This is a genomic window from Microbulbifer marinus (assembly GCF_900107725.1).
Taxonomy (GTDB): Bacteria; Pseudomonadota; Gammaproteobacteria; order Pseudomonadales; family Cellvibrionaceae; genus Microbulbifer; species Microbulbifer marinus.
On the sequence record NZ_FNQO01000001.1, the window covers coordinates 1,723,609 to 1,747,872 of the forward strand.

General features: G+C 61.0%; 22 protein-coding genes. 9 read left to right on the plus strand and 13 right to left on the minus strand.

The features are described from left to right. The first annotated feature begins 449 nt into the window (after positions 1-449). The 6 genes from BLW36_RS07435 to BLW36_RS07445 all read left to right on the plus strand — a co-directional run bounded on the left by BLW36_RS07435 (position 450) and on the right by BLW36_RS07445 (position 5,229). The gene (locus BLW36_RS07435) at positions 450-2,585 is read left to right on the plus strand and encodes a ribonucleoside triphosphate reductase (protein WP_091386622.1); all 2,136 of its coding nucleotides are present in this window, start codon (positions 450-452) and stop codon (positions 2,583-2,585) included. Beyond that, positions 2,575-2,745: an anaerobic ribonucleoside-triphosphate reductase gene (gene nrdD, locus BLW36_RS17600; RefSeq protein ID WP_139304832.1), complete on the plus strand. Its 171-nt coding sequence runs from the start codon at positions 2,575-2,577 to the stop codon at positions 2,743-2,745. Before BLW36_RS07435 ends, nrdD begins: the two co-directional genes overlap by 11 nt. 63 nt (positions 2,746-2,808) lie before the next feature. Continuing rightward, on the plus strand, positions 2,809-3,426 hold the full coding sequence (locus BLW36_RS07440; protein ID WP_091386624.1) for an anaerobic ribonucleoside-triphosphate reductase activating protein: 618 nt from the start codon (positions 2,809-2,811) through the stop codon (positions 3,424-3,426). Between the two features lie 211 nt (positions 3,427-3,637). Continuing rightward, positions 3,638-4,087, plus strand: coding sequence for a hypothetical protein (locus BLW36_RS17115; protein WP_139304833.1), 450 nt, complete (start codon positions 3,638-3,640; stop codon positions 4,085-4,087). 104 nt (positions 4,088-4,191) lie between these two features. Beyond that, positions 4,192-4,866 carry an alpha/beta fold hydrolase gene (locus BLW36_RS17120; RefSeq protein ID WP_139304834.1) on the plus strand — a complete coding sequence of 225 codons (675 nt, stop codon included), beginning with the start codon at positions 4,192-4,194 and terminating at the stop codon, positions 4,864-4,866. A 48-nt stretch (positions 4,867-4,914) separates the two neighbouring features. Then, entirely contained in the window at positions 4,915-5,229 is a 315-nt protein-coding gene (locus tag BLW36_RS07445) for a hypothetical protein (RefSeq protein WP_139304835.1), read from the plus strand. A 157-nt stretch (positions 5,230-5,386) separates the two neighbouring features. On the opposite strand, the gene BLW36_RS07450 is transcribed toward BLW36_RS07445, so the two are convergent. The 11 genes from BLW36_RS07450 to BLW36_RS07500 all read right to left on the minus strand — a co-directional run bounded on the left by BLW36_RS07450 (position 5,387) and on the right by BLW36_RS07500 (position 17,889). Continuing rightward, positions 5,387-6,277, minus strand: a complete 891-nt coding sequence (locus BLW36_RS07450; protein ID WP_091386628.1) for a U32 family peptidase — start codon at positions 6,275-6,277, stop codon at positions 5,387-5,389. 10 nt (positions 6,278-6,287) lie between these two features. Next, positions 6,288-7,283 carry a ubiquinone anaerobic biosynthesis protein UbiU gene (gene ubiU / locus BLW36_RS07455; RefSeq protein WP_091386630.1) on the minus strand — a complete coding sequence of 332 codons (996 nt, stop codon included), beginning with the start codon at positions 7,281-7,283 and terminating at the stop codon, positions 6,288-6,290. A 12-nt stretch (positions 7,284-7,295) separates the two neighbouring features. Further along, positions 7,296-7,781: a ubiquinone anaerobic biosynthesis accessory factor UbiT gene (ubiT, locus tag BLW36_RS07460; RefSeq protein WP_091386631.1), complete on the minus strand. Its 486-nt coding sequence runs from the start codon at positions 7,779-7,781 to the stop codon at positions 7,296-7,298. Between the two features lie 238 nt (positions 7,782-8,019). Then, entirely contained in the window at positions 8,020-8,403 is a 384-nt protein-coding gene (locus BLW36_RS07465; RefSeq protein ID WP_091386633.1) for a putative zinc-binding protein, read from the minus strand. A 47-nt stretch (positions 8,404-8,450) separates the two neighbouring features. Further along, positions 8,451-9,614 (minus strand): 5-demethoxyubiquinol-8 5-hydroxylase UbiM, encoded by a 1,164-nt coding sequence (gene ubiM / locus BLW36_RS07470; protein WP_211567147.1) that lies wholly within the window; start codon positions 9,612-9,614, stop codon positions 8,451-8,453. A gap of 13 nt (positions 9,615-9,627) precedes the next feature. Further along, on the minus strand, positions 9,628-10,296 hold the full coding sequence (gene can / locus BLW36_RS07475) for a carbonate dehydratase (protein ID WP_091386637.1): 669 nt from the start codon (positions 10,294-10,296) through the stop codon (positions 9,628-9,630). After that, complete coding sequence (locus BLW36_RS07480; RefSeq protein ID WP_091386639.1) at positions 10,283-11,122, minus strand: peptidylprolyl isomerase; 840 nt, start codon at positions 11,120-11,122, stop codon at positions 10,283-10,285. The genes can and BLW36_RS07480 overlap by 14 nt, the downstream gene beginning before the upstream one ends. 15 nt (positions 11,123-11,137) lie before the next feature. Next, complete coding sequence (narI, locus tag BLW36_RS07485; protein WP_091386641.1) at positions 11,138-11,833, minus strand: respiratory nitrate reductase subunit gamma; 696 nt, start codon at positions 11,831-11,833, stop codon at positions 11,138-11,140. A 24-nt stretch (positions 11,834-11,857) separates the two neighbouring features. Next, entirely contained in the window at positions 11,858-12,571 is a 714-nt protein-coding gene (gene narJ, locus BLW36_RS07490; protein WP_091386643.1) for a nitrate reductase molybdenum cofactor assembly chaperone, read from the minus strand. A 12-nt stretch (positions 12,572-12,583) separates the two neighbouring features. Then, positions 12,584-14,131, minus strand: coding sequence for a nitrate reductase subunit beta (gene narH, locus BLW36_RS07495; protein ID WP_091386645.1), 1,548 nt, complete (start codon positions 14,129-14,131; stop codon positions 12,584-12,586). Continuing rightward, a complete protein-coding gene (locus tag BLW36_RS07500) occupies positions 14,128-17,889 on the minus strand; it encodes a nitrate reductase subunit alpha (protein ID WP_091386647.1) in 3,762 nt (1,253 codons plus the stop codon). The genes narH and BLW36_RS07500 overlap by 4 nt, the downstream gene beginning before the upstream one ends. A gap of 285 nt (positions 17,890-18,174) precedes the next feature. Here BLW36_RS07500 and BLW36_RS07505 point away from each other — a divergent pair, with 285 nt between their 5' ends. From BLW36_RS07505 to BLW36_RS07515, 3 genes are all read left to right on the plus strand, one after another. Further along, a complete protein-coding gene (locus BLW36_RS07505; protein ID WP_170833152.1) occupies positions 18,175-20,064 on the plus strand; it encodes a histidine kinase in 1,890 nt (629 codons plus the stop codon). Between the two features lie 38 nt (positions 20,065-20,102). Then, complete coding sequence (locus tag BLW36_RS07510) at positions 20,103-20,483, plus strand: SirB2 family protein (RefSeq protein WP_091386651.1); 381 nt, start codon at positions 20,103-20,105, stop codon at positions 20,481-20,483. Positions 20,484-20,585: 102 nt separating this feature from the next. Further along, positions 20,586-20,858 carry a hypothetical protein gene (locus tag BLW36_RS07515; RefSeq protein ID WP_091386653.1) on the plus strand — a complete coding sequence of 91 codons (273 nt, stop codon included), beginning with the start codon at positions 20,586-20,588 and terminating at the stop codon, positions 20,856-20,858. A 57-nt stretch (positions 20,859-20,915) separates the two neighbouring features. Here the strand turns inward: BLW36_RS07515 and trhP are convergent, their stop codons facing one another. Beyond that, a complete protein-coding gene (trhP, locus tag BLW36_RS07520) occupies positions 20,916-22,220 on the minus strand; it encodes a prephenate-dependent tRNA uridine(34) hydroxylase TrhP (RefSeq protein ID WP_091386654.1) in 1,305 nt (434 codons plus the stop codon). Between the two features lie 69 nt (positions 22,221-22,289). Further along, the gene (locus tag BLW36_RS07525) at positions 22,290-24,263 is read right to left on the minus strand and encodes a pyridoxal phosphate-dependent decarboxylase family protein (protein ID WP_091386656.1); all 1,974 of its coding nucleotides are present in this window, start codon (positions 24,261-24,263) and stop codon (positions 22,290-22,292) included. Position 24,264 lies beyond the last annotated feature (1 nt).

The window sequence follows — 24,264 nt, forward strand, 5'->3', positions numbered from 1 at the left end:
AGCTATAGCACCGCCGTATTCCCTCCCGAGATCCCGCGCCGAAAAACTCCCCACCCTGCCCTTCGACACTGGCAATCCCGCGATTAAAAACACTGGCCGGTAGCGATGGTGGCTATCGCATAAACAGCCGCGCAAATTGCCGCACGCGGCAGGCAGCGCAGAGGTGGTAGTCGGCCCCTCGGGCTCGCCAGCCACTCCGTAACCAGCCTGTCGTCACAATACTCATGCCGACGAATTAAACGTCAGGTCAATGCCTATTCGGGGGTAAAGGCGGCGACTCTTTGTGGGTAGAGACCGCGCTGCGGCCGCCGTCCATCAGGGTTGCTCGAGCACCGCCACAACTATATGTTGTGCCGAGAATTACAAATCGCACCATATATAGTTATTCAGATGGATTTCGCCGGCAGCCGCTAGCGTCGCGCCGGCAGATGCATCAGCCAGGAGGCCCCATGTCCGATTCTTCCCCGACCGACGCCCTGACCGACGCCCCAAGCGCTTCCCCTGCCGCCCCCGGCCAGTCCCAGGTTCCGGTGAGCGCCGTCACCGATCTGCTGGTACGCAAACGCGACGGCCGCACAGTGGCTTTCGACCGCAACCGCATCCACAGCGCCATCCTGCGTGCGGGACGCGCCACCGAAGCTTTCGGTGAACAGGAGGCGGAGCTGCTCACCGCCCAGGTGAGCAAGGTCATCGATCACCGCTACGACGGCAGTGTGCCGCTGGATATCGAAGAGATTCAGAACATCGTCGAGCAGGTACTGATCAGCAATAACCACCTGGACACGGCGCGCGGCTATATCGCCTACCGCAGCCGTCACCAGCAGTTGCGCCAGGACCGCCACACGCTGGTGGATGTCACCGCGTCCATCGACGAGTACCTGCAGCGCGAAGACTGGCGCGTGGCCGCCAACGCCAACCAGGGCTACTCGCTCGGCGGACTGATCCTGAACAGTGCCGGCAAGATGATCGCCAACTACTGGCTCAACCACGTCTACTCCCCGGAAATCGGTGCCGCCCACCGCGAAGGCGACCTGCATATTCACGACCTCGACATGCTGTCCGGCTACTGCGCCGGCTGGTCGCTGCGCACGCTGCTGCAGGAGGGCCTGAACGGCATACCGGGCAAGGTCGAGTCGGCGCCGCCCGCGCACCTGTCCAGCGCCATCGGCCAGATCGTGAATTTCCTAGGCACGCTGCAGAACGAGTGGGCCGGTGCGCAGGCCTTCAGCTCCTTCGATACCTACATGGCACCGTTCATCCGCAAGGACGGGCTCGGCTACCGCGAGGTGCGCCAGTGTATCCAGGAGCTGATCTTCAACCTCAATGTGCCGTCGCGCTGGGGCACGCAGACGCCGTTTACCAACCTCACCTTTGACTGGGTGTGCCCGGAGGATCTGCGCGAACAGGTACCGGTGATCGCCGGCGAGGAAATGCCATTTACCTACGGCGAACTGCAGCAGGAAATGGACCTGATCAACCGCGCCTATATCGAGGTGATGACCGAAGGGGATGCGCGCGGCCGCGTGTTTACCTTCCCGATCCCCACCTACAACATCACCACGGACTTCCCCTGGCACAGCGAGAATGCGGAACGCCTGTTCGCGATGACCGCCCGCTACGGCCTGCCCTATTTCCAGAACTTCATCAATTCGGACATGAGCCCCAACATGGTCCGCTCCATGTGCTGCCGCCTGCAGCTGGACCTGCGCGAACTGCTCAAGCGCGGCAATGGCCTGTTCGGTTCCGCCGAACAGACCGGCTCCCTGGGTGTGGTGACCGTGAACTGTGCGCGCCTCGGCTACCTGCACCGCGGCGACGAAGCCGCGCTGATGGCGAGCCTCGACCGCCTGCTGGAACTCGCGCGCGACTCCCTCGAGGTGAAGCGCAAGGTCATCCAGCGGCACATGGATACCGGGCTCTTCCCGTATACCAAACGCTACCTGGGCACGCTGCGCAATCACTTCTCGACGATCGGCGTCAACGGCATCAACGAGATGATCCGCAACTTTACCGACGGCCGGGAAGATATCACCAGCGAAAGCGGCCACCAGATGGCCGAGCGGCTGCTGCAGCACATCCGCGCGCGCATGACCGAGTTCCAGGAAGAGACCGGCCACCTGTATAACCTCGAAGCCACACCGGCCGAAGGCACCACCTACCGCTTCGCCCGCGAGGACCGCAAGCGCTTCCCGGACATCCTGCAGGCCGGCAGCGACGAAGCGCCCTACTACACCAACTCCTCGCAGCTGCCGGTCGGCTTTACCGACGACCCGTTCGAGGCGCTGTCGCGGCAGGAATCGCTGCAATCCCTGTATACCGGCGGCACGGTGCTGCACCTGTACCTGGGCGAACAGCTGCCCGACGCGGATTCCTGCCGCCAGCTGGTGCACCGCGCGCTGGAAAACTTCCGCCTGCCGTACATCACCGTTACCCCGACCTTTTCCATCTGCCCGACGCACGGCTACCTGAGCGGGGAACACCAATTCTGCCCGCGTTGTGACGAGGAATTGATCGCGCGCAAGCGCGCTTGCGGGGAAAAGAACACAATGGAAAACCACCAACAGGAGAACTGCCATGCAAACTGAAACCGCAGTATTGAAGGACGAGGAACGCACCCCCTGCGAAGTCTGGAGCCGCGTGATGGGCTACCACCGCCCGGTGACCTTCTGGAACCCCGGCAAGCAATCGGAGCACCGCGATCGACGCTTCTTTGTCGCCGAGGAATCCGCCGCAAACCAGCGCTAACCCGGCTGCGGCGCCGCCCACCCGCGGCGGCGCCGCCACAACCCGTGCAACACCCGATAAACCATGGATAAAACACTGCGCGTAGGCGGCTTCACCCCTTTTACCGCCATCGACTTTCCCGGCGCCCTGTCGGCGGTCGTGTTCTGCCAGGGCTGCCCCTGGCGCTGTCGCTACTGCCACAACGGCGGGCTGCTGCCGGCACAGGCCGACTCAAAATACGACTGGCAGCAGCTGCTGCAGCACCTGCAGACACGCCGCGGGCTGCTGGACGCGGTGGTGTTCTCCGGCGGCGAGCCCACCGCGCAGGGTGCGCTGGAAGGCGCAGTCCAAGATGTGAAGGCAATGGGCTTCAAAGTCGGCCTGCACACCGCCGGCATGTATCCGCGGCGGCTCGCCCGGCTGCTGCCGAAGCTGGATTGGGTCGGGCTGGATATCAAGGCACTGCCGGAAAACTACGATGCCATCACCCGCGTACCCGGCAGCGGCACCGCACCCTGGCAGAGCGCCGCAATACTGGCCGAGGCCGGCATACCCCTGCAGGTACGCCTCACCCGCCATCCGCAGCTCACCAGCGACGGCGAGCTGGCCGAGATACGCGAGAGACTGACCGCGCTCGGTATCCCCGAACTCACGGTGCAGCGGTGCAATACGCAAAATGCACTGGACCCCGGGCTGCTGTAACCCCCCCCCCCCCCCCCCCCCCCCCCCCCCCCCCCCCCCCCCCCCCCCCCCCCCCCCCCCCCCCCCCCCCCCCCCCCCCCCCCCCCCCCCCCGCCGCACCCTCCGATTGCCCACGTGTATGTCCATCCCGGGCCTGCCATAGGCTATACAGCATTGTGTTATAAAGACGCATCTTTTGAATAGACTGTTAAGTTTCCGCAAGAGTTTGAGAATGGAAGACGACACATATATCGAATGGAGAAATCTGATTGGGGCATTTATGGTTCGCTTTGCTGAGGTCGAGTTTGAAATAGCTAGAGCCCTTATTGATTTCAGCCCCCAAAATTACGACGATCTTAAATATTTAGAATTTAGTAAAAGAGTCAATAAACTACGCAATTACATTTCCAGCACTAAACTTTCCAATTCAGAAAAAAGCGAACTACGCAAAATTCTGGATGATCTGATAGAACTTGCTGATGTTAGAAATACAATAGCCCACAACCCAATAAGAATTTCGTTAGAATCTATTTTTTCAAGTACTTCATGGGATGAAATACGCTCCCTTAGAAATCAGGAAAGCGTGGTTACGCTAGACGTTCTTTCGAACAAGCTATCAAAGCTAACAGCAACAGAGGAAAGGCTTCACGAATTAATTGGCAATGCCACATTTTCGCTATAAAAACTTAACAAAGCCATTAACTTCGCGCCTTACGGCGCCGGACAGGCTACGCTGCACTCTGGCTGCCGGTTATGGAAAATTTATGTGGCAAAAGGAGATCACCGTTGAAAGTCATACTCCTACCTGGCATGGATGGTACGGGACTACTGTTTGAGCCCCTCATCAAACACTTCCCTCAAAATATTGAGTTTGAAGTTGTATCTCTCAATGAAACTCCGGGGACTGATCCTCGGGAACAGGCAATTGAGATTTCAAAGAAGATTGTTGACCCCAGAGTAATCCTGGTAGCCGAGTCTTATTCAGGGCGTATTGCGCATGAGCTTTTTAATATTCTTGGCAAAAAAATTGCAAAAATAATTTTTCTCGCTAGCTTTATTTCTCGACCAAGCAAAATTTCTAAGCTAACAGGTTTACTGCCGGAATTCTTATTAAACCCTAGCGTAGTGCCAGATTGGGCTCTGAATACAATCTGTTTCGCGGGGCACGGACGTCGTGAGCAAATTAGTTTAGTGCGTAGAGCAATTGGGCTAGTAGATCCTACTGTTTTGAAGGCACGTCTGCATCAACTTTCCAATCTGGAAGTTCCACAAAACACCCAGAATGTCCAAGCAGTTTACATTCGGCCAACAAATGACCATTTAGTGAGCTCCGAAGCTGTAAAAATATTGGCAAAAACGTATGATCAATTACAAATAGAGACGGTGGCCGGCGGCCATTTTATAGCGCAAGCCAAACCTGATGAATGCGCGAGAGTCATACTAAGTGCCATCACCACATAACAATCACAGGTAGTTTACGCTGCGTGCGCTATGCTGGGGGACATATTTATGAGTAAAAAAGAAGAAGTTAAAGTTCTTGAAGCTGTATTAAAGAAGTTTACAAATACTCAAAAACCCATGATCCAAAAATGGTGGTTTCAAATTGCATTGTGGATTATTTTTTCGTCTTTTATCGCCATGGGTATCGCGCTTCACAAAAACAATTCTATACCTGACTTTGTGTATATGATTTGGATCATGATATTGGGGGCAGCTGTAGGCATCGCTGCAATGCTCAAGGTGTCAGCTAGACAGTGGCCAATGTTGCTTCCACATATTTCAAAAAAGAGTATAGAGTCACGGCTCGATGAACTAAACACATAACAATCGCCTGTTGTCGCCCTTTCGACGTCGGCACGGCCTTTCCGCTGTTCCATATCTCCAGTTCACCCAAAACAGGGCGTTAAGATATTAAGGAAAAGCCTTCACTGACGAGCTGCAGTAAATGCTTCCCATCAGACTTGCTCTCGGCGCTCTTACATCAGGCCGGCGCACCAGTGCCACTGCGGGCGATCAGTTCGAGGCCGGGGCGACCGCACCAGTAGCCGTCGACACCGGGCGGCAACAATTCCGTATCCAGATCGTCGCGGCGGGCGCAGTCAAAGGCGTCAATAATCTGCTCCATCTGCTGCCACTGTGGCGACAGGCGCAGGATATCGATGCCGAGCTCACACAGCTGCTTGTAGTGGCGCAGCAGGTTGGTGGGCTCCCCGGACAGCGTCTGGATACCGTTGATCACGAACAGCTCCTCGCCTTCCTGGGATGCCAGCGGCAGGCCATCGGGGTATTCCATACAGCGGTAATCGCAGTTGTCCTTGTCGAGCCCGAGGTGGCGGGCGGTGAAGCAGCGCGCCGAATAGGCCAGCGGCATATGGCCGTAGGCAAACACTTCGACTTCGGGCCTGCTGTCGCAGGCGTTCAGCACCTCTCCCAGTTGCCGCGCACTCATTTCCACCGGCACCGTCCAGCGCGTCATACCCAACGACATCAGGTGTGCCAGCGTGTGCTGGTTGTAGATATTGACCGCCGGACCGCAGGCAAACGGCAGGCCGGCCTCCGCCAGCAGCTGTACCGCCGACAGATCGTTGGCCTCGACCAACAGCTGGCCGTTGTCACAGATCTTCCGCACCCAGTTGAAGTCGGCATTCGACTCCAGCAGCGTCAGCGTCGACAGCACTATCTGCTTGTCGGAAACCTCCGCCAGTTGCTGTGCCAGTTCCAGCCAGTCGGCGGCGCGCAGCTGGTGGCGCTTGCCGCACACCACTTCACCCAGATAGACGATATCCAGCGGCGTGGACAGCATTTGTTCGTAGAATTGATTGATGTCGGTGCGTTGCCAATAGTACTGCGCCGGTCCCAGAGCGAGCTGCATCTTGTGTCCTCTACTGCCAGGGGCGATCGTAAGCGCCCAGAGTGGTTTGCTTGCCTTCGGAGTTCTTCGATAGTGTGTCGCGCCAGCTGTCCTTCACCGAGAAATCCGCACCGCGCTGCAACACCTCGTCGATCGCCTCGCGCCAGGTGCGCACTATTTGCGCGACATAGGCGGGGCTGCGCTGCCGGCCTTCCAGCTTGATCGCCTGGATACCGGCCGCCTTGAGTTCGGGCAGCAACGCCATACTGTTCAGGCTGGTCGGCTCTTCGAGCGCGTGCTGGCGCTTGCCGTCCACGATAAAGCGGCCCTTGCACAGAGTCGGGTAGCCGGCGTTTTCGTTCTCGGCGAAGCGATCGATCAGCACGCCGTTCAGCCGCGTCTCCAGGCCGCCCGCCGCGTTGCGCCATTCCACCGTCTTGGCCGGCGAACAGACGCCGTTCTGGTTGGGGGACTCGCCGGTGACATAGGAGCTCAGGTGACAGCGCCCCTCGGCCATGATGCACAGGCTGCCGAAACCGAACACCTCCAGCTCCACCTTGCTCGCGGCCGCCAGTTGCTGTACCTGCTTCAGTGACAGCACCCGTGGCAGTACCGCGCGGCGGATACCGAATTGCTGGCGATAGAATTCCAGCGCCGGCGCGCTGGTGGCAGAGGCCTGCACCGACAGGTGCAGGGCCAGTTCAGGATGCCTCTCCCGCGCGTAACCCATCAGGCCGATATCCGCCAGGATCACGGCGTCCGCGTTGAGACCCGCCGCGCGGTCCACCGCCGCCTGCCAGCGCGCAAAGCTGTCTGGCTTGGCATAGGTATTGATGGCGACAAACAGCTTCCTGCCGCGGTTGCGTATCCGCTCCAGCGCGCGCAGCGCATTCTTGTCATTGAAGTTGAGGCCGCCGAAGTTGCGCGCATTGGTTTCATCGTTAAAGCCGATATAGACCGCGTCCGCACCGTTATCGACGGCGGCCTCCAGTGCCGGGAGGCTTCCGGCCGGGCATACAAGTTCCATAGTTATTCCGTATCAGTTGGCAACCACTGCCGCCAGCTCGGCGGCGATCAGTTCCAGCCCGCGCTGGGCCCATTGCGGTATGCGACTGCGATCGAGCGCATCCAGGCGGTTCTTCACCGTCAGGCCGATTTCCGTCTGCCCGCCGAGAGATAACCGGCGCTGGAAGAACAACGTGTCCGGATCTTCGCGGCCGCTGGCAATGGCGAGAAAGTCGGCGCTATTGGCGGAGATGGTCGAGTCCGCCGGCACGCCCGCGGGCGCGCGTACGAACTGGTCGCCGCGCTTGCTGACGCGAAGCCGGATACCCAGGTCCGTTACGGTGACTTCCAGTATCTGCTCGTCGAGAAAGTCGAACAGCCCGTCTTCCAGCTCTTCTGACAGCTGTGTATTCAGCAGCTTGATGAATGCGACTTCGCCCGGCCACTTGGGCAACAGCGGCAGGATTTTGCAGCCGAACCGGTAACCGATACGCGAGATTGATTTACTGACCGCTAGCATTTCCCCTCCATGCTCGTCGGTTGAATGATGGCGGCGCGGCTCCGCCCCTCCACATGGCGGAGAGAAACGGAGCACGCCGAATGATCATGCGCGAGAACGGTATTTCCGCTCTTCGTCAAAAGCAGCTTTTTGTCAGCAGATTATTTTTGTAGCAATTGCTCCATTCGCTCAGACTGCACCGCTAACAGGAAATATTTGGAAAACCGGCGTCAGACGACCGCGCCGGCGGACGGCCGGTTCACCGCGATACCAGCGCCGCCACCCGCGGCACGATCACCGTATTCCAGATCCGCGCCACTTCGTCCGCCGAGGTATCTGCATGCATTACCTTGCGCACGCCCTCACGGGACAGGTCCACGTGCAAATCCGGCTCTACGCCGTGGCGCCGCAGGCAGTTGCGGGCGCAGTGCAGCGGGCAGCCGTCCAGCACGATTTTGCGGCGCTCGGATTTGGCGATCCTCACCAGGGCCTCCACATCGCCGCCCACTCCGGCGACACAGGACATTTCCGCCAGCTCTTTGCGATCGAGTCGCACCGCCAGCGTATTGGCCAGCTGCGCGGTGCTGGAACATCCGGAGCAGGCATAGACCAGCGGCAATTGCCGGTAATTCTTATTAGTCATCCGCGACTTTCCTTTGTTTGCCGTTACCGGATAGTTTTGGCCGGCGCTCAGCGGGTCAGTTGGTGAGTAATGGCCCTTCGGATCGGTGAAAAATTGTTGCTCACCCGCAGCACCGCCTTGCGCAGTAATTTGGCCGGCCAGCGCTCGTCGGTGAACAGGCCGACAACGCGGTTGGTGCCCTGATAAATCGGCAGTGATTCCAGCCGGTGAATAAACTGATACTTTGCCAGTGCCCTGCCCTGCGCATTGCTCTTGCGCAGGCTGGCGGGGCGCTGCAACTGACGCGCCAGCGAGTCCGCGCTGGCCAGCCCCAGATTGAACCCGTGTGCGGTCACCGGGTGCATGCCCACTGCCGCATCGCCGATCAGCGCCATCCGCTCGGTGTAGAAATTTTTCGCATAGACCGCCACCAGCGGGTAACTGAAGCGCTTGCCGACACTGGCAACGGAGCCCGGCGCGTCGCCGCTTTCCCGCGCCACGTGGCCGGCGAAATCTTCGTCGGACAGCGCCATCATTTCGCCACCCTTGCTGGAGGGCACAGTCACCACCGCCGACGACAGGTGTGTGTCCGCCAGCGGCAACAGCGCCAGCGTGGAACCGTAGCGGAAGCACTCGCGGGCAATATTTCCATGCGGTTTTTCAGTGCGCACGCGCCCGACGACGGCGACGCGGCCGAAGTCGCGCATGTCCGCGCCGATACCGGCCATTCTGCGCGTGTCGGAAAAGCGGCTGTCCGCTGCCACCACCAGCGCAGCTTCGAGCTGCTCGCCGCTGTCGTACTGCAGCGCGCGACTGTCATCGCCGAGCGTGGTAGCGACGACGGTAGTGCGGTCGATAAAGCGGACATTCTGCTGCGCACACACTGCGGCGTAGAGGGCGCGACGGATAGCCGCGTTCGGCACTATATAGCCGAGTGGACCGCGGCCGCGGTCGTCGAACTGTAGACAATAGGGGGAGCGACCGTTCACTACCTGCGCCGATGCCAGCTCACTGACTTCGTCGGCCTGCAGCCGCTGCCAGACACCGAGGCTCTTCAGCAGGCGTACCGATTTGTGCGTCAGGGCGATCTCGCGCCCGTCATCCTGCGGAGCCGCCAGGTCCTCGCGGGACTGTCGATCAATCAGTGCGATCTGGTAGCCGCGATTGGCGAGAAAGGCGGCAAAGGCGAGCCCGGCCGGGCCCGCGCCGATAACGGCAATATCGGTGTGCAAAATGTCCTGCTCCTCAGGCAACCTTGATCGGCGATGGCTCCTGCGCTTGCGAGTCCTCGTAGACGTGATAGATGGACGGCACGCCGCTGCGATCATCGGTGCGCACCCCCAGGTTGCGAATCAACCCGTCGCCGATATCGTAAATCCAGCCGTGCAGGCTGAGTTTTTGCCCGCGATCCCAGGCGTGCTGCACGGTCTTCGTCTTGGCCAGGTTCTGCACCTGCTCGATGACATTCAGTTCGCACAGGCGCACCAAGCGATCCCGATCATTCATTGCATCGAGATCGGCGGCATTTTTTGCGTACACTTCCTTGATATTGCGCAACCAGTTGTCCACCAGGCCGCACTCGTCGTGGCCCATGGCCGCGCGCACGCCGCCACAGCCGTAGTGACCGCAGACGACCACGTGTTCCACACCCAGTACATCGACGGCGTACTGCAGCACCGACAGGCAGTTCAGATCGGTGTGGACGACCAGGTTGGCGATATTGCGGTGCACGAACAGTTCGCCCGGCGCCATGCCGACGATCTGGTTGGCGGGCACGCGCGAATCGGAGCAGCCGATCCACAGGTATTTCGGTGCCTGCTGTTCGGCCAGGCGAGCAAAAAAGTCCGGATCGTCCCGCAAGCAGGCCGAGGCCCACTCGCGGTTGTTGAGAAAAACGCGATCAATTTCCGCCATCTTCCGCTACCCGTTCCACATCGAGCATATCGATACCACTGATATCCGCCGCGCAAACCAGCTCGGTCAGAAACACATCGATCATCTGCCGGCGCAGCTTCTCCTGCAGGTAGTCACCGATTTTTTCCTCGACATAGGAAAACTCCAGCGGCCGCCCCGGCTCCAGCTGTTCGACATAGATCAGGTGCCAGCCGTATTTGGTCAGCACCGGCTTTTCCGCCAGGCCAGTGCCACCGGCGAACACCACTTCCTCGAACGGCGCCACGGTATCGCCGGGGCCGACCTGGCCGAGGCTGCCGTCGGCGTCGCGGGAGGAGCAGTCCGAGTGCTGGCGGGCCAGTTGCGCGAACTGCAGCAGCGGATCCGGCGCGTTGCGGACTTGTTCCAGCAGTGCCTCGGCAACTTTCTGCTGGCGCTCGTGGGCCCCTTCGTCATCGGGCTTCACCGCCAGCAGGATATGGCGCACCTCGGCCAGCGGCTGCGAGGTGAACTTTTGCCGGTTCGCGGCAAAGTAGTCGTAGCGCTGTTCGCGGGTCGGCTTGAGCTGCGGCACTTCCCGCTCGAGCAGCTGGTCGATCGCGCGGTCGAAGTCCTCGCCGCCCATATCGGTATCGCTGTCGCACAGGCCACACTCGGTGGCGCGCTCGCGCAGCAGGTCGGCCAGCACCAGCGACCGCGCCGCTGCGTAGATGGCCTCCCGCGGCGTGGCCGCGGGGTGATATTGCATCTCGGCGTAGATCTCCTGATCCGGAATGCGCCGGCCGTTTACCAGCACCGGCCCCAGGAACAGCTGATCGCTTGCATCGCTAGCCAACAGTGCGCTCATGACAACCTCCCGGCCTTACAGGCTGCTTGTGGATTTGGCCCGTACGACCTGGTAGTTGCGGCGGAAGTACTGCACCGGCACGCTCCATACGTGTACCAGGCGGCTGAACGGGAACACCACGAACAGGGTCAGGCCCAGGAACACGTGCAGCTTGTAGATCACGTGCACACCGCTGATCGCCGCCGCCGCTTCGGATCCATTCAAGGTGACGATGGACTGCGCCCAGGTCATCAGCTTCAGCATTTCCTCACCGTCCATATGGCCGGCAGATACGAAGATGCTCAGCAGGCCGAGGATCAGCTGCACATACAGCATCAGCAGGATGGTGATGTCCATACGTGAGGAGGTGGCGCGCACACGCGGGTTGGTCAGGCGGCGGTGCAGCAGAATCGTCATGCCGATAAAGCAGACCACCCCAAACAGTCCCCCGGCCCCCATCGCCAATGCCTGTTTGGTTGACGCCTCGACGCCCAGCATGTGCCACACCGCCTTCGGTGTCAGCAGGCCGACAAAGTGGCCCGCGAGAATCGCCAGCACACCGATGTGGAACAGGTAACTGCCCACACGCAGCTTTTTCTTTTCCAGCAGCTGGCTGGAACCGGTGCGCCAGGTGTACTGGTCGCGGTCGTAACGGATCAGACTGCCCACCAGAAAAACCGTGAGCGCGATAAACGGATAGATTCCGAAGAAAAGTGTATTGACGTAATTCATCATTAACTCCTAAGCGTCACCGGTTTATCCGGCAGTGCGGTTGCCCGCATCGACCCACGTGATGGACTTGTCGTCCCTGAATTGCGCCGCGCTGGGGCGCTGCACACTCTGTTCACAGGCGCTGCCCTGGGCGGCGGAGAAGCTGACTGCCTCCTCTTCCCAGATCTTGTCCAGCGCCTCCGGCGTATCGTCGCGCTCCTCCTTGGCTACCTGTTCCGCGAGACCGTCGCGGTCGACCTCGACACCGGCGAAATCCACCAGCGCATCGACCAGTTCCGCGTACACGGACTCCTTGTCGCGCAGGCGTGCGGCCAGCAGGGCGAGAACGTGCGAGATCTCTTCCAGCCATTCGCGCGCGCCCTCTTCCTGGGTCGCGCAGAACTCAAGATACGTGGGCAGGTAGTCCGGCAATTCGCGCTCGGCGAGTTCTAGGCCGGCACTGCGGTACTGCTTGAGCAGCTCCACCATGGCCTGACCGCGATCGCGGGACTCGCCGTAGATATGCTCGAAGATATGCAGCGACACCGCGCGGCCGCGCTCGAACAGGCCGTCGTACTCGCTCTGCCAGTCGAGCAGATCGCGGCACTCGTAGTGCGCGACAAAACACAGCAGTTTGTCGCGCATCGCCGGCGTCAGATCCTTGGACTCCGCAATAAAGTACGTGAGCTCCGGCAGATGCTCGGCGAGAGCATCGTCCGGATAGTCCAGCAGGCGGGAAATCAGCTGAAGGGTTTTCATGACCTGCTCCTGTTAGTCGACAATCTTCGCCGGGATGACCTGGCGAACTGTCTGCTTCTTGCCGCCAAAGATATTGACGGAGTCGTTGCCGGTGCTGCAGCCATTGCCGAAGCTGAAACCGCAGGAGGACTTCATGTCGTAGGCATTTTCCGCGTAGGCCTTGTGGCTGGACGGCACCACGAAACGGTCTTCGTAGTTGGCGAGCGCCATGTAGCGGTACATGTCTTCTACCTGCTGCACGGTCAGGCCGGCCTCTTCCAGCAGCTCGCGATCCTGCACACCGTCGACGTGGATACCGCGCATGTAGGCGCGCATCACGATCATGCGTTCCAGCGCGCGTGCCACCGGTGCCTCGTCGCCCGCGGTCAGCAGGTTGGCGAGGTACTTCAGCGGAATGCGCAGCGTGGACAGGTCCGGGATCTCGGCATTCATGCCGACGGTCACGGTCTCCACGTGGCCTTCCTGTACCGCGTTCTGGATCGGTGACAGCGGCGGCACATACCAGACCATCGGCAGCGTGCGGTACTCCGGGTGCAGCGGCAGTGCCACTTTCCAGTCGATCGCCATCTTGTACACCGGGGACTGCTGCGCGGCGTCGATCCACGCCTGCGGAATGCCTTCCGCGCGCGCGGCTTCCTGCACCTTCGGATCACTCGGATCGAGGAAGATGTCGCACTGCGCCTGGTACAGGTCTTTGTCGTTCTCTACCGAGGCCGCTTCTTCGATGCGGTCCGCGTCGTACAGCAGCACGCCCAGGTAGCGGATGCGGCCGACACAGGTCTCGGAGCAGATGGTCGGCTGCCCGGACTCGATGCGCGGATAGCAGAAGATACACTTCTCGGACTTACCGGTTTTCCAGTTGTAGTAGATCTTCTTGTAGGGGCAGCCGGACACACACATACGCCAGCCGCGGCACTTGTCCTGGTCGATCAGTACGATGCCGTCTTCCTCGCGCTTGTAGATAGCGCCGCTCGGGCAGGACGCCACACAAGCCGGGTTGAGGCAGTGCTCGCACAGGCGCGGCAGGTACATCATGAAGGTGTTTTCGAACTCACCGTAGATGTCCGCCTGGACTTCGTCGAAGTTCTTGTCCTTCCTGCGCTTTTCGAATTCGGTACCGAGGATTTCCTCCCAGTTGGGGCCCCAGTCAATCTTCTCCATGCGCTGGCCGCTGATCAGAGAGCGCGGCCGGGCTACCGGCTGGTGCTTCTGCTCAGGCGCCTTGTGCAGGTTCTGGTAGTCGAAATCGAACGGCTCGTAGTAGTCGTCGATTTCCGGCATGTCCGGGTTGCCGAAGATATTCGCCAGCACGCGGCGCTTGCCACCCTGGCGCGGCTCCAGCTTGCCGTTCTTCTTGCGGATCCAGCCGCCGTTGTACTTGTCCTGGTTCTCCCACTCCTTCGGGTAGCCGATACCGGGCTTGGTCTCGACGTTGTTAAACCAGGCGTATTCGACCCCCTCGCGGGAGGTCCAGACGTTCTTACAGGTGACGGAACAGGTATGGCAGCCGATGCACTTGTCGAGGTTCAGCACCATGCCGATTTGCGCTCTTACTTTCATTGCACTGCCTCCTCTGCGGCATCTACCACTTTGACATCTTCTCCGTCGAGCCAGTCGACCTTGTTCATCTTTCTCACAATTACAAACTCGTCGCGGTTACAACCAACGGTGCCGTAGTAGTTGAAGCCGTAGGACTGCTGCGCGTAACCACCGATCATGTGGGTGGGTTTCATCACCGCACGGGTCACGGAGTTGTGGATACCACCGCGGGTGCCGGTGGTTTCGGCTCCGGGGGTGTTCACGATGCGCTCCTGGGCGTGGTACATCATCGCCATGCCGTCGGGCACCCGCTGCGACACCACCGCGCGGGCGGCGATGGCACCGTTGACGTTGAAGATTTCGATCCAGTCGTTGTCCTCGACGCCGGCCAGCTTCGCGTCTGTCTCACTCATCCACACGATGGGGCCACCGCGGGACAGGGTCAGCATCAGCAGGTTGTCGGAGTAGGTGCTGTGGATGCCCCACTTCTGGTGCGGGGTGATCCAGTTCAACAGGATTTCCTTGTTGCCGTTGGACTTCTTGTTCAGCACCGGCTCGACGGTTTTCAGGTTGATCGGCGGCTTGTACACACACATGGTCTCGCCAAAATCGCGCATCCACTCGTGATCCTGGTAGAACTGCTGGCGGCCGGTGATGGTGCGCCAGGGGATGTGCTCGTGGACGTTGGTGTAGCCGGCGTTGTAACTCACGTGCTCGTCTTCCAGTCCAGACCAGGTGGGCGAAGAAATGATCTTGCGCGGCTGGGCAACGATGTCGTTGAAGCGGATTTTTTCCTCTTCCTTCGGCTTCGCCAGGTGCGTGTGGTCGCGGCCGGTGATCTGGCCGAGCGCTTCCCAGGCCTTCACCGCCACCTGACCGTTGGTCTCCGGCGCCAGCGACAGGATCATCTCCGCGGCATCCACCGCCGTTTCGATCTTGGCGCGGCCGTTGCGCTCGGAGTCCTCGCTGTAGGTGCGGTTCAGTTTCTTCAGGAAGTCCACTTCCGCATCGGTGTTCCAGCTGATGCCCTTGCCGCCGTTGCCGAGTTTTTCCAGCAGCGGACCGATGGAGGTGAAGCGGTTGTAGGTGTTCGGGTAGTCCCGCTCCACCACGATCATGCTCGGCGCGGTCACGCCCGGTACCAGGTCGCACTCGCCTTTCCACCAGGACTTCACGCCGAACGGCTGTGCGATCTCGGTGGGCGTGTCGTGGTGGATCGGCAGGGTCACCAGATCCTTTTCCACACCCAGGTGGCCGTTAGTCAGGTCGGAGAACTTCTTGGCGATGCCCTTGAAGATTTCCCAGTCGCTGCGCGCCTCCCAGGCCGGATCCACCGCCTTGGTCAGCGGGTGAATAAACGGATGCATATCCGAGGTATTCATGTCGTCCTTCTCGTACCAGGTGGCGGTCGGCAGGACGATGTCCGAGTAGAGACAGGTGGTGGACATGCGGAAGTCCAGGGTCACCAGCAGGTCGACCTTGCCCTCGCTCGGCTCTTCGCGCCAGGTCACGTCTTCCGGCTTCTTGCCACCGGACTCACCCAGGTCCTTACCCATCAGGCCGTGCTTGGTGCCCAGCAGGTGGCGCAGCATGTACTCGTGGCCCTTACCGGAGGAACCCAGCAGGTTGGAGCGCCAGATAAACATGTTGCGCGGGAAGTTCTGCGGGTTGTCCGGATCCTGGTTGGCAAACTTCAGCTCGCCGCTCTTCAGCCGCTGCACCGCATACTCCTGCGGAGTCAAACCGGCGGCTTCGGCGTCCTTGGTCAGCTGCAGCGGGTTCATACCCAGCTGCGGCGCGGACGGCAGCCAGCCCATGCGCTCGGCGCGGCTGTTGAAGTCGATGATGGATCCGGTCCACTTGGCCTTGTCGGCCAGCGGCGAGATCACCTCGGACATCTCCAGCTTCTCGTAGCGCCACTGGCTGGAGTGGTTGTAGAAGAAGGAGGTGCCATTCATATGACGCGGCGGACGCTGCCAGTCGAGCGCGAACGCCAGCGGGGTCCAGCCGGTCTGCGGGCGCAGTTTCTCCTGGCCCACATAGTGCGCCCAGCCACCGCCACTCTGGCCGATACAGCCGCACATCATCAGCATGTTGATGAGGCCGCGGTAGTTCATATCCATGTGGTACCAGTGGTTCAGCGCCGCGCCGACGATGACCATGGAGCGGCCACGGGTCTTGTCGGCGGTGGTGGCGAATTCGCGCGCAACGCGGATCACGTCCTCGCGCTTCACGCCGGTGACCTTCTCCTGCCAGGCCGGGGTGTAGGGTTTGTCCTCGTCGTAGCTGTGGGCACAGTTCGGATCTTCGAGGCCGTGCTCGACACCGTAGTTGGCCAGGGTCAGGTCGAAGACGCTGGCGACCAGGATGGTGTTGCCGTCGGCGCCGCTGACCTTCTTGACCGGCACCTTGTATTCGATCACGTCTTCATGATCGGTGTGCTGGAAGTAATCGTATTCGTGCGCCTGACCGCCGAAGTACGGGAAGGCCACACTGGCGATCTCGTCGGCACAGTCCTTCAGGCTCAGCTTCAGTTTCAGCTCGGAACCATCGGCGCCGTCGCGCGGCTCGATGTTCCACTTGCCCTGCTCGCCCCAGCGGTAGCCGACGGAGCCGGTCGGGGACACCAGGCGTCCATCTTCGTTGATGGCGATGGTCTTCCACTCGGGGTTGTTTTCCTGACCGAGGTTGTCCACCAGGTCGGACGCGCGCAGGAAGCGATCCTGCACCAGGCGGCCATCCTTCTCCTGCAGGGTGACCAGCATCGGCATGTCGGTGGTGTTGCGCACATACTCGGTGAAGTAGGCGCTGGGCTTGTCTACGTGGAATTCCTTCAGGATCACGTGGCCGAAAGCCATCGCCAGTGCGGCGTCGGTGCCCTGGCGCGGCGCCAGCCAGGTGTCGCCAAACTTGGAGCACTCCGAGTAGTCGGAGGTAATGACACAGGTCTTGGCGCCCTTGTAGCGCACCTCGCTGAGGAAGTGGGCATCCGGGGTACGGGTCTGCGGAACGTTGGAGCCCCAAACGATCAGGTAGTTGGAGTTGTACCAGTCGGCCGATTCCGGCACGTCGGTCTGCTCGCCCCAGATCTGCGGTGAGGAGGGCGGCAGGTCGCAGTACCAGTCGTAGAAGCTCAGGCAGTTACCGCCGATCAATGACAGGTAACGCGCACCGGCGGCGTAGGAGACCATGGACATGGCCGGGATCGGCGAGAAACCGGAAACGCGGTCGGGGCCATAGGTCTTGGCGGTATAGACGTTGGAGGCGGCGATCAGTTCGTTGACTTCGTTCCAGTCGATGCGCACGAAGCCGCCCATGCCGCGGCATTCCTTGTAGGACTTCGCCTTGGCCGAGTCCTCGACAATGCTGGCCCAGGCCTCGACCGGATCGGCGTGCTTCTGCTTGGCCTCACGCCACAGCTTCACCAGGCGCTTGCGGATCTTCGGGTACTTGAGGCGGTTGGCGGAGTACATGTACCAGGAGTAGCTGGCGCCACGGGGGCAGCCGCGCGGCTCGTGGTTGGGCAGGTCCGGGCGGGTGCGGGGATAGTCGGTCTGCTGGGTTTCCCAGGTGACCAGACCGTCTTTTACATAGATCTTCCAGCTGCACGAACCGGTGCAGTTAACCCCATGGGTGGAACGGACGATCTTGTCGAATTGCCAGCGGCGACGATAACCGTCTTCCCAACTGCGGTCATCGTAGGTTTTTTCGCCGTGGCCATCGGCGAACGACTCCTTGTGCTTTTTGAAGTACTTCAAGCGGTCCAGAAAGTGGCTCATACATTACTCCGAGACAGACATGCCGGTGCGTGATTTGTAGGTGGGATGCAATATAAAAGTTGCCTCGGAGGAATACACCGGGGGGTAAAACGGCCAAAATGGACCCCCTACTCCTTTGGGGGTAGGGCAAAAAAACCGCTACCGCCCCGCGGCGCAGTAATGGCCGGGGCAGCGGGCATTTCTGCCCCCGCAGGAGGGCGGGCATCGCCCAGTTGGTTTTTTGGGGGTACTACCAAATACAATGCCACCAGGCATAATGTGCACGTATCAGCAAAGACACTTCCTATGGCCAAGGTTTTTCACCGCATCCGACAGTCCATCGTGTTCCGCATCGGCGTGTTGCTGCTGCTCACCGCCTTTGTCGCGATCAGCTCGATGGTGGCGTCCTACGTTATCTCCGACGCGGCCCAGCACGACGCCGAGGCGATCAACGTGTCCGGTTTCGTGCGCGCCATGAGCTATAAGCTGGCCTCCACTGCGCAGAGTGGTGACTATATGGCCACGCAGGAGCTGGCGGATGCCCTGAACAAGCGGCTGAAGAAGATCTCGACCATTTCGAATTTCCCCGAGTCCGATTCCTCGCCAGCCGCGCGGGATTTCCAGGCGGTGGAGCAGGACTGGCAGCAACATATGCGCCCGTTGCTGGAAGCGGTCGCCGCCGGCGAGCGCGATATCAGCAGTGCGGAGCTGCTGGCCACCACCGACGCCTTTGTGAACAAGGTGGACAGGCTGGTACTCGACTACCAGCGTATCGCGGAAGACAAGGTCGAGTTTCTGCGCATCGTGCAGTTGGGCTCGCTGTTCGCCACCATCACCCTGGTCTATTTTTCGATGTTCACCCTGTCGCGGTCGGTCGAGCAGCCGCTGCGGGAACTGATCGCCAGCTGCCGGGAGATCGCCCGCGGTAATTTCCGCCCACGACTCGCCCCCCTGGACAGCGAGGACGAGCTGGGCATGCTCACGCAAACCATCAAGGGCATGAGCGAAGTGATTGACCAGACCCACCGCGAACTGGAAGACCGGGTCAAGGAAAAAACCAAGCAGCTGCAACAGAGCCACGAGGTACTCGATTTCCAGTACCGCCTGGCGCGGCGCATCAGCGAAGGGCCACTGAACGGCCACGAGATAGAGCGCTGGCTGGAAGAATTCAGCGAGCTGACCGATCTTCCCGACCTGGACCTGTGCCTGATGACACCCGAGGGCGAAACCCCCTACGAGCACCTGATCTACGGCGAAGGCAACCGCAGCTGCGAGGAGAGAGAGTGCTTTAGCTGCTCGCGTTCCTGCGGTCCGGCGGCGGGTATCGAACAGCGCCTGTACCGCTTCCCGCTCGAGGCGGACAAGCGCAACTACGGCGTGCTGGTGTGCAGCATGCCCAGCCATCAACTGTTGCATCGCGAGCAGCAACAACGCCTCAGCGCGTTCGCCGATGCGATCACCACCGCAATCACCCTGAAGGAACGCGGCGAGCACGAGCGCCGCGTGGCGCTGATGGACGAGCGCGGCATCATCGCCCGCGAGCTGCACGATTCCCTGGCCCAGTCGCTGTCCTACCTGAAAATTCAGGTGGCGCGCCTCGGCCGCTGCACCAAGAACGAAAGTATCGATCGCGAACAGGTCACTGAGATCACCGAGGAGCTGAAGCAGGGGCTGAACAGTTCCTACCGGCAGCTGCGCGAACTGCTCACCACCTTCCGCCTGCAGGTGGCCGAAGGCGGCCTGCGCGATATCCTGCAGCGCTCCGTCGAGCAGTACCGCGAGCAGCACCCGGAAATCAACATCGATTTCAACTACGAGCTGGAGGAAATCCCCCTCACCCCGAACGAGGAGATTCACCTGCTGCAACTGGTGCGCGAGGCTTCGCAGAATGCGGTCTATCACTCCTGGGGGGATCGCGTCAGCATCAATCTGGTGCCGGGCGCGGGACAGCGGGTCCTCGCCAGTATTCGCGATAACGGCAAGGGCATCAGCGATTCGCCGGAGAAGAGAAACCACTTCGGCATGTCGATCATGCAGGAACGCGCCAGTAACCTGCGCGGTGAACTGGATATTCACCGGTGCGATACCGGTGGCACCGAGGTGGCATTTTCGTTCCTGCCGGAATACGCCCGCGCCCGCCAGGTGGAGAGCAGAGACGCTACCGACGTGTTCCATTCCGACCGTGGAGCCAAATAACAACGCACTGACAGCACACCGCTAAGGAAGAAACATCGATGGACTACGGCCAACTGAAACTGCTGCACGTGACACTCGCGCTACTGTCATTCAGCGGCTTCACCCTGCGCAGTGTCGGCCTGATGGCCGGCGCCACCTGGGCCGCGGGCCGGCCGGCAAAAATACTGCCGCACCTGATCGATACCGCACTGCTCGCCAGTGCCCTGTGGCTGCTCGCCAAGCTCGACTGGGTACTGCTGTCACAACCGTGGCTGATCGCCAAACTGGTCGGCCTGCTCGGCTATATCCTCTGCGGCATGCTGGCGCTGCGCTTCGCCCGCAACAACCGCCAGCGCCTGCTGGCGTCCCTGGGCGCTGCTGCCTGCTTCGCCTATATTCTTGCCGCCGCGGTGACCAAGAGCGCGTTGCCGTTTCTGTGACGGCGCGTTCTGCGATGTCTACCCATTAATAGCCGGGCGAGCGCCTTGCGACGCGGATAAAATAGGCTACCCGCAGCAGTAACGACTTCGATCGACACCGGCGTGAAACCCGATACCACCACCGCGATGCGCGGACTGATTGCCGAGGTCCGCACCACAATGCCATTCAGCCTGCCGGCCGCCGAACTGTGCGCCGGCCCCTGTCGCGGCTGCCCGAAAAAACTGTTGGAATATCTCGACCAGGAACTGGAGGAGTGGGAGGCACGCCTCGACGGCGGCGAAAAGCCGACCCTCGGCGATGTTTCGAAGTTTGCCAGGACCTGCCACCGCATTTACAAATCGCTGGCGGCCAACCGACTGGTGGAGCCCCTCTAACCTACCGACGCAGCGGCGCCACGCGGGAAGCGCGAACGCGCTCCCCGGCCGCCGTATTCAGTCGATATAGCGCATCAGCATGCTGTAGCCGACATCCTCGGCCGGCAGCTCCAGCGGCAGGCGCAGGCGCACCACGTGGCCGGAGCCGGGCGCCGCCTCGAGCGGCTCGCCGCGCTCGTTTTCCAACACCTCGAGGCGGAAGCGCTGGTTGCCGGCGGGCGTGACCAGTTCCAACTGGTCGCCGCGCTCGAAGCGGTTCTTCACATCCACCGTCATCCAGCCGCCCTCCAGCGCCAGCGCCTCGCCGACAAACTGCTGGTTGGGATTGCTGGACACGCCCTTTTCATAGTTCTGGAATTCGCTGGGCACATGGCGGCGATAGAAGCCCTCGGTATAACCGCGGTTGGCCAGGTGCTCGAGACTCGACATCAGTTCGAAGTCAAACTCGCGCCCGGCCAGCGCATCGTCGATCGCGCGGCGGTAGACCTGGGCGGTGCGCGCCACGTAGTAGTGCGACTTGGTGCGCCCCTCGATCTTCAGCGAGTGGATGCCCATCTGCACCAGGCGCTGCACATGCTGCACCGCGCGCAGATCCTTGGAGTTCATGATGTAGGTGCCGTGCTCGTCCTCGTAGACCGGGATCAGCTCGCCGGGGCGGTTTTTCTCCTGCAGCAGCATCGGCGCGGGATTGTCGCTGGTCGGATCGACTTCGCGCCCGGCAACGAGATCGCCGGTCTCGGTCTCCCGCGCCGGGTGGGCGTTGTATTCCCAGCGGCAGGCATTGGTGCAGGCACCCTGGTTGGAATCGCGGTGATTGATATAGCCGGACAGCAGGCAGCGCCCGGAATAGGCCATGCACAGCGCACCGTGGACGAAGACTTCCAGCTCCATCTCCGGACAGCGCATGCGGATCTCCTCGATTTCGTCGAGGGACAGCTCCCGCGACAGGATGACCCGCTCCAGCCCCTGCTGCTGCCAGAACTTTACCGTCGCCCAGTTGACCGCGTTGGCCTGCACCGACAGGTGCACCGGCATCTCCGGCCAGCGTTCGCGCACCAGCATAATCAGGCCGGGGTCGGACATGATCAGCGCGTCCGGCTGCATCGCGATCACCGGCTCCATGTCGCGCAGGTAGCTGCGCAGCTTGTCGTTGTGCGGCGCCACGTTGCTGGCGACGTAGACTTTCTTGCCGAGCTGATGGGCCTCGTCGACCGCCGCGGCGAGGTTTTCGATGCGGTTGAACTCGTTGTTGCGCACGCGCAGGCTGTAGCGCGGCTGGCCAACGTAGACGGCATCGGCGCCGTAGGCGAACGCAAAGCGCATGCTTTTCAGGGTGCCGGCCGGGGAAAGGAGTTCAGTCATGGTTTACCTCTACAACATCGCCTGCGCAGCCGGTAGCGGCTGCGGGCTGCAATTTTAATCCCGCGCCACTCAGACACGCCAGTGTCCGTCCTGCAGCTCCTGCAACAGGATCTCACGCAGGTAATCGCAGTACTTTTCCAGATAGGTCTGGCCGCCGCTGCTGGCCATGACCCATGGGTTCATGATCGTGTGGCGCAGCACGAACATACCCTCGACCTGTTGCTGCGGATCGCTGACCGTGCTGCAGAAGGCTTCCGCATCCAGGCCCAGCTTGTCGGCCAGCCGCTGTGCCGCGTCATCGTCCAGGTTGCGGCGGAATACCGAGGTAAAGGAGCCGACGAACTCCTTCGCCTGAATCGGCTTGTCCGGCTCCACTTTCAGGTGATCGAACACCCTGCGGGTAAATGCGTTCTGCCGCACCGGATTGCGGTTGCCGTGCGGGTTGACACCGATACAGATCAGGTTGGTGTCCGGCTCGAACGGCAGGATCAGACTGACCTGATCCTTGAGTTCTTCGGCCAGTTCCAGCAGGTGATCATGCAGATATTCGGACGCCTGTATCGTGTGCCCCATCAGTCGGCCGAAATGCTCTGCGTCCAGTGGCAAGACCCGGTGGGCAACGTAAGCCGCCGCCGCATTGGCGCCGGGCTTGGAGCCCTCGAGTACATACTGGCCGATATTGCGCAGATCGAATTCGGACTCGTCGCTGTCCTCGTCGAATACATAGGCTGCCTTCTGCGTCAGCAGCTCGGCGACATCGCGATTGCGGCAGACGAAGCCGCCAGTGCCATAGGGCAGATAGCCCATCTTGTGCGGATCGATGGTGATCGAGTCCACTTCGCTGAGCGCAGTGAAGCTGCGATACACCGACTCAGACGGGAAGTAGCGGAAGTGCTTGCCCACCTGCTCCCGCGGCACCACACCACCCTGCTCGTTGCGGAAGATGGCTGCCAGGTATCCACCCCAGGCCGCATCGATGTGAATGCAGAAATCGGTACCCTGAGCGCGCCAGCGCTCGCGCACCGCCACTATCTCGTCGACCGGGTCGATGGTGCCGAATTCGGTGGTGCCGAGGACACCGATTACCGCCAGCACCGGGCGCTGCTCCGCATGCAGCTCCGCCAGCTGCTGCTCCAGTGCCGCCACATCCATACGCATGCGCGCATTCATCGGTACCTTGAGCAGGCGCTGGCTGCCGAAGCCGAGAATCTTGACCGCTTTGCTCCACGAGTAGTGGGCACTCGCCGGCGCCAGAATGACCGGTGGCTTAAGGTCCGTGTGCTGGAAAAACTCCACCGGGCCGAGTGTCTCGATGCGGTAGCGGTCGACGGTATCCAGCAGCTGACGCCGCGCGCGGCCATCGGCCATCTGCGCCAGGGCTTCACGGCGCAGCTCGAGCTGGCGGTCGATCGGCAGGTTGAACAGCTGCCAGTCGCTCGCCGCGGCGATATCAACACCGAACTCGTCGACCGGCACAGACAGCTCCAGCTCGCGGCAGGCGCGGGCCAGGGCGATGCCGAAAAATTTTACCGCGCGGAAATTCCACAGGCTCTCGTAGTTGGCGCTGCTGCCGCCGCTGGTCAGGTGTCCCCAGGCACAGGGCGATTGCGACTCATCGGTATTGAAGCCGAACATGCGCGCAAACTGACGGCCCACTTCCAGCTCCATGTCGATGGTCACGGTGGCCGCATCCACCGATACATTGTTGGGGTTGTAGAGTGTCGCCACCTGCTGGGCGATCAGCGCCGGCATCAGTGTCTCGGAGACCATGTGGCCGACATAGCGCGGATTGAAAAAGGGCACGGACTTTTTCAGCCGCGCGGTGAGCTGATGCAACTCGAACTGCATGCGCGCGATGGCATCGCGGTATTTCGGCTGGTTCTGCATCTGCGGCGTAATCGGGGGCGTGTCCTCCGGGTGGAAGTTGCGGCGCCAGAATACGTGGTCGCGCATAAACTCGACCACGAATTTTTCCAGCACATCGTTGTTCTCACCATAGGCGCCGAGAAAATACGGACTGAGAAATTCACCGGTTTTTTTCATT

What these genes read in the sequence shown, in the direction of transcription:
- BLW36_RS07435 (WP_091386622.1), top strand. Translation starts at nt 450, where the DNA reads ATGTCCGATTCTTCCCCGACCGACGCCCTGACCGACGCCCCAAGCGCT.
- nrdD (WP_139304832.1), top strand. Translation starts at nt 2,575, where the DNA reads ATGCAAACTGAAACCGCAGTATTGAAGGACGAGGAACGCACCCCCTGC.
- BLW36_RS07440 (WP_091386624.1), top strand. Translation starts at nt 2,809, where the DNA reads ATGGATAAAACACTGCGCGTAGGCGGCTTCACCCCTTTTACCGCCATC.
- BLW36_RS17115 (WP_139304833.1), top strand. Translation starts at nt 3,638, where the DNA reads ATGGAAGACGACACATATATCGAATGGAGAAATCTGATTGGGGCATTT.
- BLW36_RS07445 (WP_139304835.1), top strand. Translation starts at nt 4,915, where the DNA reads ATGAGTAAAAAAGAAGAAGTTAAAGTTCTTGAAGCTGTATTAAAGAAG.
- BLW36_RS07450 (WP_091386628.1), bottom strand. Translation starts at nt 6,277, where the DNA reads ATGCAGCTCGCTCTGGGACCGGCGCAGTACTATTGGCAACGCACCGAC.
- ubiU (WP_091386630.1), bottom strand. Translation starts at nt 7,283, where the DNA reads ATGGAACTTGTATGCCCGGCCGGAAGCCTCCCGGCACTGGAGGCCGCC.
- ubiT (WP_091386631.1), bottom strand. Translation starts at nt 7,781, where the DNA reads ATGCTAGCGGTCAGTAAATCAATCTCGCGTATCGGTTACCGGTTCGGC.
- BLW36_RS07465 (WP_091386633.1), bottom strand. Translation starts at nt 8,403, where the DNA reads ATGACTAATAAGAATTACCGGCAATTGCCGCTGGTCTATGCCTGCTCC.
- can (WP_091386637.1), bottom strand. Translation starts at nt 10,296, where the DNA reads ATGGCGGAAATTGATCGCGTTTTTCTCAACAACCGCGAGTGGGCCTCG.
- BLW36_RS07480 (WP_091386639.1), bottom strand. Translation starts at nt 11,122, where the DNA reads ATGAGCGCACTGTTGGCTAGCGATGCAAGCGATCAGCTGTTCCTGGGG.
- narI (WP_091386641.1), bottom strand. Translation starts at nt 11,833, where the DNA reads ATGAATTACGTCAATACACTTTTCTTCGGAATCTATCCGTTTATCGCG.
- narJ (WP_091386643.1), bottom strand. Translation starts at nt 12,571, where the DNA reads ATGAAAACCCTTCAGCTGATTTCCCGCCTGCTGGACTATCCGGACGAT.
- narH (WP_091386645.1), bottom strand. Translation starts at nt 14,131, where the DNA reads ATGAAAGTAAGAGCGCAAATCGGCATGGTGCTGAACCTCGACAAGTGC.
- BLW36_RS07500 (WP_091386647.1), bottom strand. Translation starts at nt 17,889, where the DNA reads ATGAGCCACTTTCTGGACCGCTTGAAGTACTTCAAAAAGCACAAGGAG.
- BLW36_RS07505 (WP_170833152.1), top strand. Translation starts at nt 18,175, where the DNA reads ATGGCCAAGGTTTTTCACCGCATCCGACAGTCCATCGTGTTCCGCATC.
- BLW36_RS07510 (WP_091386651.1), top strand. Translation starts at nt 20,103, where the DNA reads ATGGACTACGGCCAACTGAAACTGCTGCACGTGACACTCGCGCTACTG.
- trhP (WP_091386654.1), bottom strand. Translation starts at nt 22,220, where the DNA reads ATGACTGAACTCCTTTCCCCGGCCGGCACCCTGAAAAGCATGCGCTTT.
- BLW36_RS07525 (WP_091386656.1), bottom strand. Translation starts at nt 24,263, where the DNA reads ATGAAAAAAACCGGTGAATTTCTCAGTCCGTATTTTCTCGGCGCCTAT.